Here is a 19,222-nt window from a genome sequence, read left to right on the forward strand (position 1 = left end):
CGGTCAGCTCGGGTTGAGGTTGATCGTGGCGACGCGCTCCGCCGGCGTCTTGCCGAGCAGCGCGGTCTGCATGGCCTGCGCCACGTCCGTCGCCGAGACCGGGTGCTTCTGCCCGTCGCCCTTGGTGATCATCACGCCGTCGAAGACGCCTTCCAGGAGCTGGGTGATGGCGGTCCGGTTGTAGACCTGTTCGAGCCGGCCGTTGACGGGCTTCATGGAGAGGATCTTGGGGAGCGACTTCTCCGGCCCGAACTGGATCTGCTTGCCACCCGCCTTGATCGTGATCAGACCGGACATCGCGGGCTGCGCGAAGTCCTTCATGGCCCGGTCGATCTCGGTCTGGGTGATCGTCGGCTGCCTGGCGGCGACGGGGAGTTGCACGGTGTGCGGCTTCCCGGTCTGGACCTGCGCGCGGAACGCGTCCCGGACGGCGACCATCGACTTGTTGACGTCCAGCGTCTTGCCCGCCTTGCCCGGTACGGCGACGGCCTTGCCGGGCTCGAACTTGATCGTGCCGTCGGACGCGGAGCCGGAGACACCCGCCAGATCGGTGAGCGCGACGCCGAGCTTCTCGTTGTCGGTGGGCAGGACGGGCTCGACCTGGCGCCGGTCGCCGAAGAGCGAACCGATCACCGAGACGGGGTTGTAGTCGCTGCCCGCGGCACCGCGGACGGTCGCCTGGGTGTCCAGGGTGAGCCCCGCCGTGGCCGGCCTGAGCTCGGTCCTGCGGCCGTCGACGCTCAGCTGGATCGGGGAGTTGACCCGGGTGCCGAGCGTGCTGTCGAGCTTGTTGACGGCCTCGTCCCGGGTGCCGCCGCCGATGTCGACGCCGAGCACGGTGGTGCCCTTGGGCACGTCGGAGTGGTTCATCAGCAGTCCTGCGCCGTACGCCACACCGGCGAGCACGACGATACCGACGCCGATGAGGCCCAGCTTCGAGCGGCCCTTCCTGGCCGGTGCGGCCGGGCGGACCGGGGCCGGCGCCGGGGTGGGGACCACGCCGGGGTGCTCGGACGGGCTGTACGGAGAGGGGCCGCCGGAGAGCCGCGGCCCGTCGGGACCGTCCGTACCGGGACCCGGACCGCCGCCGGGACCGGGCGGGAACGGCGCACGGCGATCGGACGGGGCCACCGGGACCCCGCTGCTGAGCGTGGAGCCCGAGACGTTGCCGCCGGCCGGCGGGCCGCTCTGGCCGCCGGGGCCGGTGCCGAACTCCGGCGCGGGCTGCTGCGGTGTCAGTACGGCGGTGTCGTCCGACAGCGGCGTCCCGGCGCCCCCCAGAGGGGACGGGGCGTCGCCGAGCGGCGGCGTCAGCGGGCTGGTGCCGGTGACGGGTCCGGTGGTCGGCCCGGAGGGGCCGGCGAGCCCGGCGGCACCGAGCGGCCCGAGCGAGCCGAGGGCCCCGGGAGGACCGGAGAGACCTGATGTGCCGGGCGCACCGGGTCCGCCGGTGTTCCGCTGCGGCGGCTCGGAGAAGTAGGGCAGGTCGGAGCGTGGAGCGCCGCCGTCCTGCGCTCCGGGTCCGCTCGGGGCGGACGGCCCCGACGCCCCCGGCAGGCCCGACAGCCCCGAGGATGCGGCGGAACGCGGCGCTCCGACCGCTCCGTTGGCCCCGGCCGGGGCGGAAGACGCGGAAGGCGCAGAAGGCGCGGCGGGCTTGCGCGGCGCGAACCAGTCGCTGGTCGGCCGCTCGGCCGGCGGCTCATCGGCCTCCGGCTCAGGACCGGGCTCGGGCGGCAGCTGCATCGCCGCGGTGCGCTCCTGGTCGGCGCCGCCGGCGCCACCGGCGCCACCGTTGATGGGCTCGCTCTCGCCCATCGGTGTCCGCATGACGACCGGCGGAATCGGCCGCGAGCCAGGGATGTTGATCCGGATACGCGTCGTCAGCGTGGTCTCGGTCCTGGGCTCGTCCGGCTGCGGCTCGGGGGCCGGCGCTGCGGCCTCCTCCGGAGACTGGCGGGTTCCGTACGGCGGCGTGCCCGAGGGGTACGCGGCCCCGCCACGCCCCTGGGGACCGGTGGACGAACTGTCAGTTTCACGACTCAAGGCAGGTTCTCCCGGTTGGCTCCGCCGCCCGTTCTTACTTGTGCGGGAGGTTCGGCGGCGCGCACCACCATACTGGCCACGGCGCGATCGCACCCCCCACCCAGTGGAATGCGAGGTTCCGACAGCCCCGCAGCCGCGCCCGGTTCACCGGGCGAAGCGGCACATCACTTGCCAGGTCGGGCGGAATCCGGCTCCGGCCGCGGCACCTTGCGCACGGTGGCACAGATCACAGCGGCCGCCATCCCGCCCAGCAGGAAGACGTACGAGCCCGTTCCCGCGCCGAAGACGAAGTCGCCCTCGGGGCGGGTGGCGGTCAGCAGTATGACGGCGACCAGCCAGCCGACGGCGGCGGCACCTGCCCCGATCGCCGTGCCGGTCGCCACCCGGCCGCCGTAGAAGACGGCCGCCGCGCCCAGCAGGGCGAGCACCAGGCCGCCGGGGAACCAGCCGGCCTGTACGAGCGCGCCCGCGAGGCCGGTGAGCGCGCCGAGGACGGCCAGCCCGAAGTAGGCAGCGATACGGCGGGGGTTCGGCGGTGCCGCCATGCCCGTATAGCCCTGGTTCATACTCATTCGTCCGCTCCTGCAGTGCTCGTCGTGCTGTCCGCCGGGATGCCCGCGAAGAGGTCCGTCTCACGCTCGCCGGCCGGCGCTCCCGGCGTGCCCCGCACCAGTTCGTAGTACTCGCGCGTGAAGAGCGGCTGGCCCAGGTCGTTGGAGAGCGCGAAGAACGGGCCGTCCACCGCGATCTGGCTGGCGTGCGCGCGCATCGCGGCCGACTTGGCGGCGGCGTACGCGGTGCCGTCGATCTCCGCCGTGATGACCGCGTCGTCCACGACCCCCGGCACATCTCCGATGTCCGCGACCCCCGGGAACCCGGCACCGGCCGCCCGCAGCCGGGCGAAGCCCTCCTCGGCCACTGACCGCGGGACCCGGTTCCAGTAGATTTTCGCGATCGTGTGCGGCTCGCCGAGGTCCGCCCGGAAGGCCTTCTCGGCGGCGAGTTCGGCGGCGCGCATCGCGACACGGTGCGCCTGGATGTGGTCGGGGTGGCCGTAGCCGCCGTTGGTGTCGTACGTCACCAGGACCTGCGGCCGTACGGAGCGGATCACCTCGACGAGATACACCGCCGCGTCGTCCACCGCCGTGTTCCAGAAGGCGCCCTCGCGGTGGTTCTGCGCGACGCCCATCATCCCCGAGTCCCGGAAGCGGCCGGGACCGCCGAGGAAGCGGTGGTCCGTGACGCCCAGCTCCCGCATCGCGGCGGCCAGTTCGCCGATGCGATGGGCGCCCAGACCGTCCTCGCGGTCGGACGCCAGATGCGCGAGTCCGGGCGGGATGACCTCGCCCTCCTCGCCGAGAGTGCAGGTCACCAGGGCGACGTGGGCACCCTGGGCCGCATACGCGGCCATGGTGACGCCGTTGTTGATCGACTCGTCGTCGGGGTGCGCGTGCACCAGGAGCAGGCGCCGGCCGGGGAGGTCCGTCGGCCGGCCGGGAAGGTCCGTCATGGGAACAGCCTACGAGCCGCGCCCGCTCCCGGAGCCGCCCACCCGCTGCCTCCGGTGTCTCTGGTGTCTCTGGTGTCTCTGGTGTCTCTGGTGTCTCAGAACTTGATACCGCCGATCATTCCAGCCACATTGGTCGTGAGCGAGTGAATGGTGGGCGCCACGGACGAGCTGGCCAGATAGAAGCCCAGGAGCGCACAGACCACCGCGTGCCCCGCTTTGAGCCCCGACTTCCTGACCATGAGCACGACGATGATCGTCAGCAGCACCACCGCCGAGATCGAGAGCGCCATGACGGTTCACCTCCACTTGCGTACGGTCCAGGGGCATGCCACAACTGCCGGTAGCGTCATACCCACCTAGCGCTACGGATCATAACTATCCGGCGGCGTGCATGATCGATGCACGGCAGCACGAGGGGCGCATGGACGTACGCCCCCGGCAGAACCGGTCGGCACATGCCCGCCGTCGGGGGCACTCCGCAGCACCTCCTCCGGTCCCGCCGGTCCCGCACTAGGTTCAGGCGCATGACATCGAACGAACACTCCTTTCCGCGCCGGTTCGCCAGGACCCAGCGCTTCACGCTCGGTGCCCCGCGCGCCTTCACGGTGTCGCCCGACGGCAACCGGGTCGTCTACCTGCGCTCCCCCACCGGAACGGACCGCGCGAACCGGCTCTGGGTGCTCGACCTCGCACAGGGCGCACAGGAGCGCGTCGCCGCCGACCCGGAGGCGCTGCTCGGCGGTGCGGCCGAGCAGCTCTCGGCCGGGGAGCGGGCCCGCCGTGAACGGAGCAGGGAGGGCTCGGCGGGCATCGTCGGGTACGCGGTCGACGGCGCGGCCGAACTGGCCGTATTCGCCCTGTCCGGACGCCTGTTCACGGCCGGGCTGCGGACCGGCCCCGGCCCGAGCACCCGGGAGATCCCGGTGCCGGGGCCGGTCATCGACCCCAGGCCGTCCCCGGACGGCAGCCTCATCGCCTATGTGACCGGCGGCGCGCTGCGCGTCGTGGGGGCTGACGACTCGGCCGGTACGGACGACAGGGCGCTCGCCGAGCCGGAGGACGCGCACATCACGTACGGGCTCGCCGAGTTCGTCGCGGCCGAGGAGATGCAGCGCTCACGCGGCTTCTGGTGGGCGCCCGACTCGCGGAGCCTGCTGGTGGCGCGGGCCGACGACAGCGCCGTACAGCGCTGGTGGATCGCCGATCCGGCGCATCCGGAACGGGAACCGGCGCAGGTCGGATATCCGGCGGCCGGCACCCCCAACGCCGAGGTGCGGCTCTTCCTCTACGCCCTCGACGGGACACGCACCGAGGTGGTCTGGGACCGCGCCCGCCACCCGTATCTGGCGGCCGTGCACTGGTCGTCCGACGGCGCCCCGCTGCTGCTGGTCCAGGCCCGTGACCAGCGCAGCCAGCGCTATCTGGGGGTCGACACGGAGTCCGGCACCACCAGGACCCTCCATGTCGACGAGGACCCGGTGTGGCTCGACCTCTTCCCCGGGGTGCCCGCCAGGTCGCCCGCGGGCGGTCTGGTCCGGATCGCCGACGAGGGCGGTGCCCGGGTGCTCGCGGTCGGCGACCGGCTGCTCACCGGACCGGAGTTGCACGTACGGGCGGTGCTGGACATCTCGGTTGACGACGTGCTGGTTTCCGCGTCGGCGGGCGAGGCTGCGGCCGCCCCCGAGACCGGCGAAATCCACGTCTACCGGGTCAACGAGCTGGGGGTCGAGCGTCTTTCGGCGGGGCCCGGCGTGCACTCGGCGGTGCGCTCGGGCGGTGTCACGGTGCTCCTGTCGGCCCGTACGGAGCGGCCGGGCACGGACGTCCGGGTGCTGCGGGACGGCAAGGAGGTGGCGACGATCGCCTCCTACGCGGAGACGCCGGGCCTCACCCCCCGCGTGAAGTTCGCCGAGGGGGGCGCACGGAAAATTCCGTGCGCCGTCCTGCTCCCCAGCGGCCACCGGGAATCCGACGGCGCGCTCCCGGTGCTCCTCGACCCGTACGGTGGCCCGCACGGCCAGCGGGTGGTCGCGGCGCACAACGCGCACCTCACGTCACAGTGGTTCGCGGACCAGGGATTCGCGGTGGTCGTCGCGGACGGCCGGGGCACCCCGGGCCGCTCCCCCGCGTGGGAGAAGGCGATCAGGGACGACTTCACGCTCACGCTCGACGACCAGATCGACGCCCTGCACGGCCTGGCCGGCCAGGGCTTCCCGCTGGACCTGGACCGGGTGGCCATCCGCGGCTGGTCGTACGGCGGCTATCTCGCCGCGCTCGCGGTGCTGCGCCGCCCCGATGTGTTCCACGCGGGTGTCGCCGGCGCCCCGGTCACCGACTGGCGGCTGTACGACACGCACTACACCGAGCGCTATCTCGGCGACCCGGCCGAGCAGCCCGGGGTGTACGCGGCGAGCGCGCTCGTCACCGACGACGGCCTCTCGGCCCCGGAGAACCCCGCCCGGCCGCTGATGGTGATCCACGGACTGGCGGACGACAACGTGGTCGCGGCCCACACCCTGCGGCTCTCGTCGGCGCTGCTCGCCGCGGGCCGTCCGCACGAGGTGCTGCCGCTCTCCGGTGTCACGCATATGACGCCGCAGGAACAGGTGGCGGAGAATCTGCTGCTGCTCCAGGTCGACTTCATCAGGCGGTCCCTGGGCCTGGCACCGCGACAGGACCGGTGACCGACCGGTTGCACGACCGGCCGGGGCGACACCTCGCCCCGGCCGGTCCACGGCACCCGCACGCCGTACGCTCTTCAGTCTGATGGTTCCGCATATCGGTCTCACGACAGGCGAGTTGCCGCCTTGTTAAGGAATTCGATCGCGCTTTGTCGGCCTTTGTCGCCCGACCGGACAACACGTCAAGCACGTCCGCGCGTCAGTCTGCAAAACCTTCACCCAAGAAGCGCGGGGACTGCGCCCCGGACGCCGCCAGGCCCTTGACTCGCGTCGTCGGGCCGGGCCACGCTCCGCTCAGCTGCGATGATTCCGGACAGCGGGGGCGGAGCAACGAAGAGCCCATATCGCACCGCTGGCAAGGGAGTTGATGGATCAAGCCACGGCCGGACCCACCGGCCGGGGCCAGGGCACCACACCTAGGAAGCGATACGACATGGCGCACGAGGCCACCATTCCCGCTCCCCGCGACAAGGCGCCCCGCCAGGGTGAGGTTCTGCTCTCCGCCGAGGGGCTGACCAAGCACTTCCCCATCATGGGCGGCTTTCCCTTCAAGCGCAGGATCGGCGCCGTCCAGGCCGTCGACGGTATCGACCTCTCGTTGCACGCCGGCGAGAGCTTCGGCCTGGTGGGCGAGTCGGGGTGCGGAAAGTCCACCACCGGACGGGTGTTGACCCGGCTGCTCGAACCGACCGCGGGCCGGCTGGTCTACCGGGGCCAGGACATCACCCGCGCGGGCCGCAGACAGCTCGCGCCGATCCGCCCCGAGATCCAGATGATCTTCCAGGACCCCTACTCGTCGCTCAACCCCCGTCAGACCGTCGGCAAGATCATCGGCGGGCCGATGGAGATCAACGGCATCCACCCCAAGGGCGGCCGGGAACACCGGATCCGTGAGCTCCTGGAGATCGTCGGCCTCAACCCGGAGCACTACAACCGCTTCCCGCACGAGTTCTCCGGCGGCCAGCGCCAGCGCATCGGCGTAGCCCGCGCCCTCGCGCTCGAACCGAAGCTCATCGTCGCCGACGAACCGGTCTCCGCACTCGACGTCTCCATCCAGGCCCAGGTCGTCAACCTCCTCCAGGAACTCCAGCGCGAACTGGACATCGCGTTCCTCTTCATCGCCCACGACCTGGCGATCGTCCGGCACTTCTCGGACCGGGTCGCCGTGATGTACCTCGGCAAGATCGTCGAGGTGGGCGACCGGGACTCCATCTACCAGCAGCCGCGCCACCCGTACACGCACGCCCTGCTCTCGGCGGTCCCGGAGGCCGCGCTCGTCAGCGACGAGGAGCGCGCGGCCCATCAGCGCATCCGGCTCGCGGGCGATGTACCGTCCCCGATCTCGCCGCCTTCGGGCTGCCGCTTCCGTACCCGCTGCTGGAAGGCGCAGGACAAGTGCGCGGCCGAAGAACCCCCGCTGGTACGGATCGACGGCAGCCGGGACGGGCACCTGACGGCCTGCCACTTCCCGGAGGACCCGACGACCGAGCGCGAGGCGGAGATCATCCTCGACCCGGCGCTGCGGGACCTGGAGGATCTGGGGGACCAGACCGGTCCGGGCGCACCCGGGGTGGAGGCCCAGGACCCCGCGTAAGAGCCCAGGACCCCTCGTAAGGTCGGGCCTCTAGGCGGGCGTCGCCCCGGACGGGGGCCCGGCCTGCCCTGTCGGCGTAGCGCCCGTGGCCGGTGCTGCGGGCGTCGCGCCGGTGGGCCCCGGCGTGCCACCGGACGGGCCCGGCGTGCCGCCACCGGAAGGCCCCGGGGCACCGCCCGTCGGCCCTGCCGGGCCGCCCTCGTCCGGTCCGCCGCCCGTGGTGTCCGGCACGACCTGGATCTCTTCGGCGAAGTGGCAGGCCGAGTCGTGGTGCACCGGTCCCTGCACGGTCCGGAACAGCGCGGGCACCGCGAGCGCCGGCACCTCCTGCGCACACCGCTCCTGCGCCTTCCAGCAGCGGGTACGGAAGCGGCAGCCGGACGGCGGGTTGGCGGGCGACGGCACATCGCCGGCCAGGATGATCCGCTCGCGCCGGTCCCGCGCCTCCGGGTCGGGCACCGGCACCGCCGAGAGCAGCGCCTGTGTGTACGGATGGGTGGGGTGCTCGTAGATCTCCGCGTCCGAGCCGACCTCGACGATCCGGCCCAGATACATCACGCCGACCCGGCTGGAGATGTGCCGGACGATCGACAGGTCGTGCGCGATGAACACGTACGCCAGGTCGAACTCCTTCTGGAGCCGCCCCAGCAGGTTGATGACCTGTGCCTGCACGGACACGTCGAGCGCGGATACCGGCTCGTCGGCCACGATGATCTCGGGGTTGAGGGCGAGGCCGCGCGCGATGCCGATGCGCTGGCGCTGGCCGCCGGAGAACTGGTGCGGATAGCGGTTGATGTACTCCGGGTTGAGCCCGACGACGTCCAGCAGGTCCTGGACCTTCCGGCGCCGGTCGCCCTTGGGCGCGACCTCGGGGTGGATCTCGTACGGCTCCCCGATGATGTCGCCGACCGTCATCCGGGGGTTGAGCGAGGTGTAGGGGTCCTGGAAGACCATCTGGATGTTCCGGCGTACGGCCTTGAGGGCGCGCCCGGACATCTTGGTGATGTCCTCGCCCTTGTAACGGATCGAACCGTGCGTCGAGGCCTCCAGGTTGACCAGCATCCTGGCCACGGTCGACTTGCCGCAGCCGGACTCGCCCACGATGCCGAGTGTCTCGCCCTGGGTGAGCGCGAACGACACCCCGTCGACGGCCTTGACCGCGCCGACCTGCTTCTTGAACAGGATTCCCTGAGTGAGCGGGTAGTGCTTGACCAGGTCGCGGACTTCGAGGATGGGCTCCTTGTCGTGGAAGGCCATCTCCGCGTGCGACTTCTCCATCAGGTCGCGTTCCGCCTCGGCCTCCTCACGCGCCGCGTCACGTGCCGCGTTACGCCGCGAGTGGTCAGCGTGCATTGAGCGTCTCCTTCCAGAAGTGGCAGGCGCTCCGGCGCTCCGGGGACACTTCGTACAGCGGCGGTACGTCGGTGCGGCACACCTCCTGGGCCAGCGGGCAGCGGGGGTTGAAGGCGCACCCGGGCGGGATGTGCAGCAGGTTCGGGGGCAGGCCCTTGATCGCGTAGAGCTCCTGGCCCTTCTGGTCGAGGCGCGGGATCGATTCGAGGAGGCCCTTGGTGTACGGGTGCGCCGGGGCCTTGTAGATCTGGTGGACCGGCGATGTCTCGACGATCCGGCCCGCGTACATCACCGCGATCTTGTCCGCGACGTCCGCCACCACGCCCAGGTCATGGGTGATCAGGATCAGCCCCATGTTGAACTCCCGCTGGAGTTCGGCGAGCAGGTCCATCACCTGGGCCTGGACGGTCACATCCAGGGCGGTGGTCGGCTCGTCGGCGATGATCAGGTCGGGCTCCAGGGCCAGCGCCATGGCGATCATGATGCGCTGGCGCATCCCGCCGGAGAACTGGTGCGGGTACTGGCCGACCCGTTCCTTGGCCGCCGGGATCCTTACCGTGTCCATCAGCTCGACGGCCTTGGCCTTGGCCTCCTTGCGGGACATGCCCCGGTGGACGGTGAACATCTCACCGAGCTGCTCGCCCACGCTGAGCACCGGGTTGAGCGAGGAGAGGGCGTCCTGGAAGATCATCGCCATCCTGGCGCCGCGGATCTTGCGCCGCTCCTCCTCCTTGAGCTTCAGCAGGTCCTGCCCCTGGAAGAGGATCTCGCCGCCGGCGATCCTGCCCGGTGGCACATCGAGGATGCCCATGATGGCCTGGGCGGTCACCGACTTGCCGGAGCCCGATTCACCGAGGACGGCGAGCGTCTCGCCGGAGTCCACCGTGTAGTCGACACCGTTCACCGCCTTCGCGACCCCGTCGCGGGTGTGGAACTCCACGTGCAGATCGCGTACTTCGAGCAGCATGGTCCGGACTCCTCAGCGCAGCTTGGGGTCGAGGGCGTCGCGCACCGCGTCGCCGAGCATGATGAAGGCGAGCACCGTGATCGCCAGCGCGCCGGCCGGCCAGAGCAGCATGTGCGGGGCGTTGCGGATGTACGGGGAGGCCGCGGAGATGTCGATGCCCCAGGAGACGGTGGGGGGCTTCAGGCCGACGCCGAGGAAGGACAGGGTCGCCTCCAGCGAGATGTACGTACCGAGTGCGATGGTCGCCACGACGATCACCGGGGCGACCGCGTTCGGCGCGATGTGGCGCAGCAGCATCCGGGAGTTGGAGGCGCCGAGCGCCCGCGCGGCCTGGACGTAGTCGTTCTGTTTGGCGGTGATGACGGAGCCGCGCGCGATCCGCGCGATCTGCGGCCAGCCGAGGAGCACCATGAAGCCGATCACCGGCCAGACGGTGCTGCTGGTGACCACGGACAGCAGCACCAGACCGCCGAGCACCACCGGGATGCCGAAGAAGATGTCGGTGACCCGGGAGAGGACCGCGTCGCCCGCGCCGCCGAAGAAGCCGGCGAGGCCGCCCAGGACACTGCCGATGAGGGCCACCCCGACCGTCGCGCAGACACCGACCGTCACGGACTGCCGGGCGCCGTAGACCGTACGGGTGTAGACGTCGCAGCCCTGTCCGGTGAAGCCGAAGGGGTGACCGGGCTGGGGGCCCTCCTGGGCCTTGTCCAGGTTGCAGGCGAGCGGGTTCTGGGTGGCGATGAGCTGGGGCCAGATCGAGATCACCACGAGGAAGATGATGATCAGCCCCGAGATGATGAAGATGGGGTTGCGGCGCAGGTCGCGCCAGGCGTCGGACCAGAGACTGCGGGCCGGTTCGTCGGGGCCGGGTCCGCCCCCGTCCTGCGGGTTCTCCAGCGTGACGCCCTCGCCCATGGCGAGGTCGGTGGCGCCGCCGGCCCCCGCGGCGGAGATCGCTTCGTCGGAATTCTGCGGCTCAGGCATACCGGATCCTCGGGTCGAGAACGGCGTAGAGGAGGTCGACGATGAGGTTCGCCACCAGGAAGACGATGACGAGGACGGTGACGAAGCCGACGACGGTCTGGCTGTTCTGGCGGACGATGCCCTGGTAGAGCTGGTAGCCGACGCCGTGGATGTTGAAGATGCGCTCGGTGACGATGGCACCGCCCATCAGGGCCCCGATGTCGGTCCCGATGAAGGTCACGACGGGGATCAGCGAGTTGCGCAGCAGGTGCCGGACGATGATGCGGCGCTTGCGGAGCCCTTTTGCGGTGGCCGTTCTGACGTAGTCGGCGCGTCGGTTCTCCGCGATCGAGGTCCTGGTCAGCCGGGTGACGTACGCGAGTGACACGGACGCGAGCACCAGACCGGGGAGGATCAGCTCGTTGAACGGGGCCGCCGGTGAGACCGCGGGTTTGATGAGCCCCCACTGCACCCCGAACAGCAGCTGGGCCAGCAGGCCGGTGACGAAGGTCGGCACCGAGATGACGACCAGGGTGAGCAGCAGGACGGACGAGTCGACCGGATGTCCGCGCTTGAGCCCCGTGATCACACCGAAGGCGATGCCGATGATCACCTCGAAGATGATGGCGACGATGGTGAGCCGGATGGTGACCGGGAAGGCGCTGCCCATCAGGTCGGTGACCTTCTCACCGTTGAACGCGGTGCCGAAGTCGCCGGTGAAGACGTTGCCCATGTAGGTCAGGTACTGCTGCCACACGGGCTTGTCGAGGCCGAACTCGCTGCGCAGCTGGGCGGCGGTCGCCGGGTCGCAGGCGCGGTCGCCGCAGAGTCCCGCGACGGGGTCGCCCATCACGTTCACCATCAGGAAGATCAGCAGCGTCGCGCCGATGAAGACCGGGATCATCTGCAGCAGACGCCTGATCACATAACGTCCCATGAGGGGCTCCGGGGGTCGTCGTTCCGGGAAGGTGTGCGGCCCGGCGCGCTCGGCGCGCCGGGCCGTGCCTCCTCAGGCGTCAGTGGACCTTGATCTCGTTGTAGACCGGCACGCTGAACGGGTTCAGCGCGACGTTCGAGACGCGGTCGGAGTAGCCGGCGCTGCCGTTCTGGTACCAGAGCGGGATGGCCGCCATGTTGTCCCGGACCACACCTTCGGCGTCCTGGAACTTCTTGACGGCTGTCGCCTTGTCGGTCTCCGCGTTGGCCTGGTTGACGAGGCTGTCGAACGACTTGTTGGTCCAGTGGCCGTCGTTGGACGAGGCGTTGGTGTAGTACAGCGGTTGCAGGAAGTTCTGGATCAGCGGGTAGTCCATCTGCCAGCCGGCCCGGAAGGGGCCCGTCATCTTCTTCGCCGTGATCTGGTTGCGGAAGTCGGCGAAGGTACCGATGGGGTTGCCGACACACGCCTTGTCGTTGCCGAGGGTGTTGTTGATGTTGTTGCAGATGGCGTCGATCCACTCCTTGTGCGAGCCGGTGTCCGCGTTGTACGAGATCTTCAGCTGGCCGCCGGGGATGCCGCCGCCCTCCTTGACCAGCTTCTTCGCCTGGGTGGGGTTGTACGTGCAGGAGGCACCGCACAGGCCCGCCTTGTAACCGCCGGCGGCGCCGAGGACCGGGGACGTCCAGTCGGTGGCCGGGGTCCTGGTGTTCTGGAAGATCGTCTTGGTGATCTGCGGGCGGTTGATCGCCATCGACAGCCCGATCCGCACCTTCTTGGCGCCCGCGGTGTTCCACTCGGGGCGGTAGAAGGGGAACGCGAGTGTCTGGATGATGCCCGCGGGGGTGTTGATGTAGCGCCCGTTCAGGTCGGCCTTGACGTTCTTGAGCTGCGCGGCGGGGACGTCGTCGACCAGGTCGAGGTTGCCCGCGGTCAGGTCGGTGTAGGCGGTGTTGTTGTCCGTGTAGACCTTGAGGTCGACGCCGCCGTTCTGGGCCTTGTCGGGGCCCGGGTACTTGTCCCACTTGCGCAGGCTCATCTGCGAGCCCTTGGTGTACGACTTCACGGTGTACGGGCCGTTGCCGATCGGCTTGGACAGCCAGGCGGAGTGGTTCTTGTAGAACGCGGTGGGCAGCGGGGCGAAGGCCGGGTACCCGAGGGTGTCCGGGAAGGTGGAGAACTTCTGGTTCAGCTTCACCGTGAAGGTGTTGTCGTTGACCACCTTCAGCCCGGAGAGCGTGGAGGCCTTGGCGCTGCCGGAGTCCGGGTGGACCTTGTCGTAACCGTCGATGTAGGCGAAGAAGTAGGCGTCCTTCTGGTTGTGCTTCAGATCCGCGCCGTAGTTCCAGGCGTCGACGAAGGACTTGGCGGTGATCTTCTCGCCGTTGCTGAACGTCCAGCCCTTCTTGATCGTGATCTTGAAGTTGACCGAGTCGCTGGTCGTGACGCTGGAGGCCAGCATGTTCTCGGCCTTGCCGGTCTTCGGGTCGTACTTCTTGAGGCCCCGGAAGATCATGTCGAGGACCTTGCCGCCCTGGACCTCGTTGGTGTTCGCCGGCTCCAGCGGGTTCTGCGGATCACCCCAGGAGGAGCTGAGGACCCCGTTCGCCCCGCCACTTCCGCCACTGCTTCCGCCGCCGCCGCAGGCCGTCGCCGCGAGGGCGACGGCGACCGCGCATGCGGCCCACTTGGCGTGTGTGGCTCCGCGCATGGAGTGCCTCCTCTAGGTCCTAAATCCCACTTAGGGCCCAATATCACTGGATAGCACCATCAATGCACCTTCTCTGCGGCCGTCTGTGTCCATCCGTCACCAGAAACGCCCGGATGCCCCGCATAACGAAATGGACACACCTTTGACCGGACGCAGCTGTCCGTGATCACACGATTTGCGGTTTTCAGAAATCACCTGTCCACCTTGAGGGCACCTTTTCTTTCCCAAGGCCGGGTCAAGAACCTAAAGACCAGGTGTGGAGTTGCTACGCGCATTGACCGTTGTCAACTCGATTGATTGGGTCCGTTCCAACCCCTTAGCTCCTCCTGCCCGGAGGATGCCGCTTTCCGTACGGGGACAGGAGTTCGATGACCACGCCATCCCCGGCCCCCCTCGTTCCGGTGGACACCACTTCCATCGGCATCGTTGAGGAGTCCCGGCAGCCCGACAGCCCCAACAAGGGCGCCGAAGCCCGGAGCCCGAGCCAACTGGCTTGGCGGCGATTCAAGCGCGACAAGACAGGCTTCGTGTCCGCCTGCATCGTCGTGTTCTTCTTCGTGATCGCCCTTGCCGCACCGCTGATCGCCAAGCTGTACGGGAAGAACCCGTACGACACGTACGGCCAGGACACCCCCGGGCTGCTCAACGGTTTCGGCTATCCGGTGAAGCCCAACGGCGGTATCAGCAGCGACTTCTGGTTCGGTCTTGAGCCGTCGCTCGGGCGGGACGTCTTCACGTTCCTGCTCTACGGGATACGCACCTCGCTGATGATCGCCAGCGCGATCACGATCCTCCTGACCCTCGTCGGTGTGGTCGTCGGCGTCACGGCCGGTTATCTGGGCGGCAAGACGGACTACTTCATCGGCCGGATCATCGACATCCTGCTGTCCTTCCCGTCGACGCTGTTCTTCATCGCCTTCATGCCGGTGATGTACGGGCTCTTCGTCGGCCCGGACGACGACATCCCCACCTCGCTGCGGGCGATCTCGCTGATCCTCGTCCTCGCGGGCTTCGGCTGGGCATCGATGGCACGTCTGCTGCGCGGTCAGGTACTGGCCCTGCGTGAACGTGAGTTCGTGGAAGCAGCGAAGGTGACCGGTGCGTCCCCCGCCCGGATCATCTTCAAGGAACTGCTTCCGAACCTCTGGACGCCGATCCTGATCCAGTCCACCCTGGCCCTGCCCGCCATGGTGACGGCAGAGGCGGGCCTCGCCTTCCTCGGTGTCGGCATGATCGACCCGACCCCGGACTGGGGCGTCATGATCGCGCGCGGTTCGTCCTACTACACGAACGACATCACCTTCATGCTCTTCCCGGGCATCTCCATGGTCATCTTCGTGCTCGCCTTCAATCTGCTCGGCGACTCGGTACGCGACGCGCTCGACCCCAAGTCGAGGCGCTGACCCTCCGCTCCAACAGCCCGGCCGCTGTGGTCCGGCCTGTCGCACCTGCCTCGTCCACCGATCCCAAGGACCGATACGCCATGTCTTTCTCCCGTAGAAACTTCCTCATCGCCACCGGAGTAGCAGCCGCCAGCTCCTCCGTCCTCAGCGCATGCAGCAGCGGCGGCGGTGGCGGCGACGGCAGCGACAAGGGCGCCCCGAACGTCAGCAAGGGCAAGGCCAGCAAGATCGTCATAGGCACCAAGGCCGACTCCGTCGGTCCCGCCCCCGAGGTTCCGGGCGCGGTCAAGGGCGGCACGATCTGGACGATGGACCAGCTCGACTGCGACCACCTGGACCCGGCGCAGATCTGGTCCAGCTACGAGGGCTGGATCACCCCGCTCTTCATGCGCGGTCTGGTCGGCTACAAGGTCTCCGCCGACGGCACGTCCACCCTGGTGGGCGACCTCGCCACGGACGCGGGCACGATGAAGGACGGCGGCAAGACCTGGTCCTTCACGCTGAAGGACGGCGGCAAGTGGGAGGACGGCTCCGACGTCACGATCGAGGACGTCCGCCACACCTTCGAGCGGCTCTTCGCCACCTTCATCACGTACGGTCCGCGCTACCCGCAGCAGTGGCTGGTCGGCGGCAAGGGCTACAAGGGCCCGTACGAAGGCAAGCACCTCGACTCGATCGAGATCAGCGGCAACACCGTCACCTTCCACCTCAACACGGCCCGCGCCGACTTCAACCTGTGTCTCGGTATGCGCGCCTTCTCCCTCGTGCCCAAGAAGCACGACACCAAGGCGGAGTACGACAAGAAGCCGTTCTCCTGCGGCCCGTACAAGATCGACGCCCGCCAGCCCGGCAAGTCGATGTCGATCTCCCGCAACCCGCACTGGGACCCGAAGACGGACCCGATCCGCAACGCGTACCCGGACAAGTGGCAGCTCCAGTTCGGCTTCCAGCTGCTCGCGTCCACGGACCGCTACATCGCCGACCAGGGCAACGACCAGCACACCGTGTCGATGTTCAACGAGGTCGCCCCCGAGCGCATGCAGAAGGTGCTCAGCGACCCGGCGATGAAGAAGCGTGTCTTCACGCACCTCGACAACGCGACGTACTACTACGCCATCAACACGACGCGGATCAAGGACGTCAAGGTCCGCCAGGCGCTCAACTACGCGTGGCCGTCGCAGCAGTGCCAGCTGATCCGCGGTGGCACCGCGTCCTCCGAGATCGCCACCACGATCATCAGCCCGCTCACCCCGGGCCACACCGACTTCGACCTCTACGGCAAGCGGAAGAAGCCGACCGGAGACCCGGAGAAGGCCAAGGCCATGCTCAAGGAGGCCGGCAAGCTCGGCCAGAAGGTCGTCATCGCCTTCCAGGCGTCGGACTACGCCGTCAAGACGGCCGTGGCCATCAAGAACGCCCTCACCAAGGCGGGCTTCAACCCGATCACCAAGCAGGTCGACAAGACGACCTTCTACACTCAGATCGCCCAGATCGACAACACCTACGACATGTTCGCGGCCGGCTGGTCCGCCGACTGGCCGGGCGGCTACACCGCCCTGCAGCCCACCTTCGACGGCCGCGTGATCGCCAACGGCGCCTCGAACTGGCCGCAGCTGAACAACGCGAGCGTCAACAAGGCCATCGACGCGGCGGCCCTGATCACCGATCAGAAGAAGGCCGACGCGGCCTTCGGCGCCATCGACCGCCAGATCATGGAACTCGCCGCGGTCGTCCCGGACTACTGGCCGATCCGTAACTGGTTCCACGGCTCCAAGGTCGGCGGCATGTTCTACGACGCCGGCGCGACCGGTATGGCGATCTGCAAGATGTACACCACGGCGTAGCACGTCACCCGGGGGCGGGCGGCCCGATCGGCTGCCCTCCCCCGGACCCGGCCCTCCCCCGCTCCCTACACCTCGGCGACGGCGCCCCACCCGGAAAGTCACGACCCCATGCTTCGATTTCTTCTCCGCCGCGTGACCGGCGCTATCGTCATCCTGCTGGTCATCAGCGCCATCGTCTTCTACCTCTTCTACGCGATCCCCCGTGACCCGGCGCGCCTGGCCTGCGGCAAGACCTGCACGCCCGAGCTGCTCAAGCAGATCCGGCTGAACCTGGGGATAGCCGACCCGATGCCCGTCCAGTACTGGCACTGGCTCGAAGGCATCTTCATGGGGCGTGACTACGGCAACTACGGCCACTGCCCGGCCCCCTGCCTCGGTTACTCCTTCACCAACCGCCAGCCCGTCCTCGGCACGATCCTGGACCGGCTGCCGCTGACGATCTCGCTCGCGCTGGGCTCCGCCGTCTTCTTCCTGGTCATCGGCGTCGGCGCCGGCATGATCGCCGCCGTCAAGCAGGGCAAGGCGCTCGACAAGATCGCCAGCTCGATCTCGCTGCTCGGCTCCTCGCTGCAGATCTACTTCGTCGGCTACATCGCGATGTTCATCCTGGTCCAGCAGATGGGGCTGCTCGACCAGCCCTCGTACACACCGCTGACGGAGGACCCGGTCAAGTGGGCGTCCGGACTGCTGCTGCCGTGGCTGGTGCTCTCGATCATCTTCACGGCGAACTACACCCGTATGACCCGCTCGCAGCTGGTCGAACAGCTCACCGAGGACTACGTCCGCACGGCGCGTGCCAAGGGACTCTCCCGGGCCTCGGTCTTCTTCCGCTTCGCCTGGCGCGGTGCCATGGGACCGATCGTCACCATCTTCGGCATCGACCTGGGCACGCTGATCGGCGGCGCGATCATCACCGAACAGGTCTTCAGCATCCAGGGGATCGGCCGGCTCGCGGTGCAGTCCGTCGACACGAGCGACCTGCCCATGCTCCTCGGTGTCACGCTCGTGGCGGCCGCGGCGATCGTCTTCTTCAACATCTTCGTGGACGCCATCTACGGCCTCATCGACCCGCGGATCCGTCTCGCCTGACCCGCTCCCGCCGTCTCCGCCCCACCCCCGATCCCCGCAACACTTCCTGGAGCGTCCTCGTGACGAGCACCGATCAGCAGCCCTTCCTCTCTGTCAGGGACCTACAGGTCCACTTCTCGACCGAGGACGGCACAGTCAAGGCCGTCGACGGCCTCTCCTTCGACGTGGAGAAGGGCAAGACTCTCGGCATCGTCGGCGAGTCCGGCTCGGGCAAGTCCGTCACCAACCTGACGATCCTGGGCCTGCACGACCGGGAACGCACCCAGATCAACGGTGAGATCACGCTCGACGGCAAGGAGCTGCTCGGCGCCACCGAGCGGGAGCTGGAGCGGCTGCGCGGCAACAAGATGGCGATGATCTTCCAGGACGCCCTGGCCTCGCTGTCGCCGTTCCACACCGTCGGCCGGCAGATCAGCGAGACGTACCGGAAGCACACCGGCGCCTCCAAGCAGGAGGCCCGGAAGCGGGCCATCGAGATGCTCACCCGGGTCGGCATTCCGCAGCCGGACCTGCGGGTCGACGACTTCCCGCACCAGTTCTCCGGTGGTATGCGGCAGCGCGCGATGATCGCGATGGCGCTGGTCTGCGACCCCGAGCTGCTGATCGCCGACGAGCCGACGACCGCCCTGGACGTCACCGTCCAGGCGCAGATCATGGACCTCCTCAAGGATCTCCAGCAGGAGTTCGGCACGGCCATCGTCTTCATCACCCACGACCTCGGCGTGATCGCCGACATCGCGGACGACGTGCTGGTGATGTACGGCGGCCGCTGTGTGGAGCGCGGCACCAAGCGCGAGGTGCTGCGGGCGCCCCAGCACCCGTACACCTGGGGACTGCTCGGCTCGATGCCGAGCCTGACGGGTCCGGTCGACATCCCGCTGATGCCGATCCCGGGCTCGCCGCCCAGCCTGCTGAACCCGCCGACGGGCTGCCGCTTCCACCCCCGGTGCACCTTCAAGGACCAGGTCGAGGGCGGTATCTGCTCCTCCGAGCAGCCGCCTCTGGAACTCGCCGCGGGGCGCGGTTCCGCCTGTCACCTCAGCCCAGCCCAGAAGAAGGACATCTTCGCCGACCAGATCCAGCCCCGGCTGAGCTGACCCAGAGCCAAAGGGAAAGAACGA

Annotated in this window: 15 protein-coding genes; 6 read left to right on the forward strand and 9 right to left on the reverse strand. The window is 69.0% G+C overall.

Annotated features, from left to right (window positions below):
- Window positions 1–3 precede the first annotated feature (3 nt).
- The 4 genes from OG385_RS08915 to OG385_RS08930 form a co-directional block, all read right to left on the reverse strand.
- On the reverse strand, window positions 4–2,046 hold the full coding sequence (locus OG385_RS08915) for a hypothetical protein (RefSeq protein ID WP_266853439.1): 2,043 nt from the start codon (window positions 2,044–2,046) through the stop codon (window positions 4–6).
- A gap of 164 nt (window positions 2,047–2,210) precedes the next feature.
- Window positions 2,211–2,612 (reverse strand): DUF6113 family protein, encoded by a 402-nt coding sequence (locus tag OG385_RS08920; protein ID WP_266860731.1) that lies wholly within the window; start codon window positions 2,610–2,612, stop codon window positions 2,211–2,213.
- Window positions 2,613–2,614: 2 nt separating this feature from the next.
- Complete coding sequence (gene mshB / locus OG385_RS08925) at window positions 2,615–3,556, reverse strand: N-acetyl-1-D-myo-inositol-2-amino-2-deoxy-alpha-D-glucopyranoside deacetylase (protein ID WP_266853441.1); 942 nt, start codon at window positions 3,554–3,556, stop codon at window positions 2,615–2,617.
- A 95-nt stretch (window positions 3,557–3,651) separates the two neighbouring features.
- Complete coding sequence (locus OG385_RS08930) at window positions 3,652–3,846, reverse strand: hypothetical protein (RefSeq protein WP_164263029.1); 195 nt, start codon at window positions 3,844–3,846, stop codon at window positions 3,652–3,654.
- A 234-nt stretch (window positions 3,847–4,080) separates the two neighbouring features.
- Here OG385_RS08930 and OG385_RS08935 point away from each other — a divergent pair, with 234 nt between their 5' ends.
- Together OG385_RS08935 and OG385_RS08940 are read left to right on the forward strand one after the other, a co-directional pair.
- On the forward strand, window positions 4,081–6,240 hold the full coding sequence (locus tag OG385_RS08935; RefSeq protein WP_266853445.1) for a S9 family peptidase: 2,160 nt from the start codon (window positions 4,081–4,083) through the stop codon (window positions 6,238–6,240).
- Between the two features lie 430 nt (window positions 6,241–6,670).
- Window positions 6,671–7,831, forward strand: a complete 1,161-nt coding sequence (locus OG385_RS08940; RefSeq protein ID WP_266860733.1) for an ABC transporter ATP-binding protein — start codon at window positions 6,671–6,673, stop codon at window positions 7,829–7,831.
- Window positions 7,832–7,861: 30 nt separating this feature from the next.
- Here OG385_RS08940 and OG385_RS08945 read toward each other — a convergent pair whose 3' ends face one another.
- The 5 genes from OG385_RS08945 to OG385_RS08965 form a co-directional block, all read right to left on the reverse strand.
- Window positions 7,862–9,184 (reverse strand): ABC transporter ATP-binding protein, encoded by a 1,323-nt coding sequence (locus OG385_RS08945; RefSeq protein ID WP_266853447.1) that lies wholly within the window; start codon window positions 9,182–9,184, stop codon window positions 7,862–7,864.
- Window positions 9,174–10,151 (reverse strand): ABC transporter ATP-binding protein, encoded by a 978-nt coding sequence (locus OG385_RS08950; RefSeq protein WP_266853449.1) that lies wholly within the window; start codon window positions 10,149–10,151, stop codon window positions 9,174–9,176. Before OG385_RS08950 ends, OG385_RS08945 begins: the two co-directional genes overlap by 11 nt.
- Window positions 10,152–10,163: 12 nt before the next feature.
- The gene (locus tag OG385_RS08955) at window positions 10,164–11,138 is read right to left on the reverse strand and encodes an ABC transporter permease (RefSeq protein WP_266853450.1); all 975 of its coding nucleotides are present in this window, start codon (window positions 11,136–11,138) and stop codon (window positions 10,164–10,166) included.
- Entirely contained in the window at window positions 11,131–12,054 is a 924-nt protein-coding gene (locus OG385_RS08960; RefSeq protein WP_266853452.1) for an ABC transporter permease, read from the reverse strand. The genes OG385_RS08955 and OG385_RS08960 overlap by 8 nt, the downstream gene beginning before the upstream one ends.
- Window positions 12,055–12,133: 79 nt before the next feature.
- Complete coding sequence (locus tag OG385_RS08965) at window positions 12,134–13,765, reverse strand: ABC transporter substrate-binding protein (protein WP_266853454.1); 1,632 nt, start codon at window positions 13,763–13,765, stop codon at window positions 12,134–12,136.
- Between the two features lie 368 nt (window positions 13,766–14,133).
- On the opposite strand from OG385_RS08965, the gene OG385_RS08970 reads away from it, so the two are divergent.
- The 4 genes from OG385_RS08970 (at window position 14,134) to OG385_RS08985 (ending at window position 19,198) form a co-directional block, all read left to right on the forward strand.
- Entirely contained in the window at window positions 14,134–15,168 is a 1,035-nt protein-coding gene (locus OG385_RS08970) for an ABC transporter permease (RefSeq protein WP_266853456.1), read from the forward strand.
- 80 nt (window positions 15,169–15,248) lie between these two features.
- Window positions 15,249–17,012, forward strand: a complete 1,764-nt coding sequence (locus tag OG385_RS08975) for an ABC transporter substrate-binding protein (protein WP_266853458.1) — start codon at window positions 15,249–15,251, stop codon at window positions 17,010–17,012.
- 108 nt (window positions 17,013–17,120) lie between these two features.
- Window positions 17,121–18,101, forward strand: a complete 981-nt coding sequence (locus OG385_RS08980) for an ABC transporter permease (RefSeq protein ID WP_266853460.1) — start codon at window positions 17,121–17,123, stop codon at window positions 18,099–18,101.
- 59 nt (window positions 18,102–18,160) lie between these two features.
- A complete protein-coding gene (locus OG385_RS08985; protein WP_266853462.1) occupies window positions 18,161–19,198 on the forward strand; it encodes an ABC transporter ATP-binding protein in 1,038 nt (345 codons plus the stop codon).
- The last annotated feature ends 24 nt before the right edge of the window (window positions 19,199–19,222 follow it).

It is taken from the genome of Streptomyces sp. NBC_01306 (genome assembly GCF_026340465.1).
GTDB lineage: Bacteria > Actinomycetota > Actinomycetes > Streptomycetales > Streptomycetaceae > Streptomyces.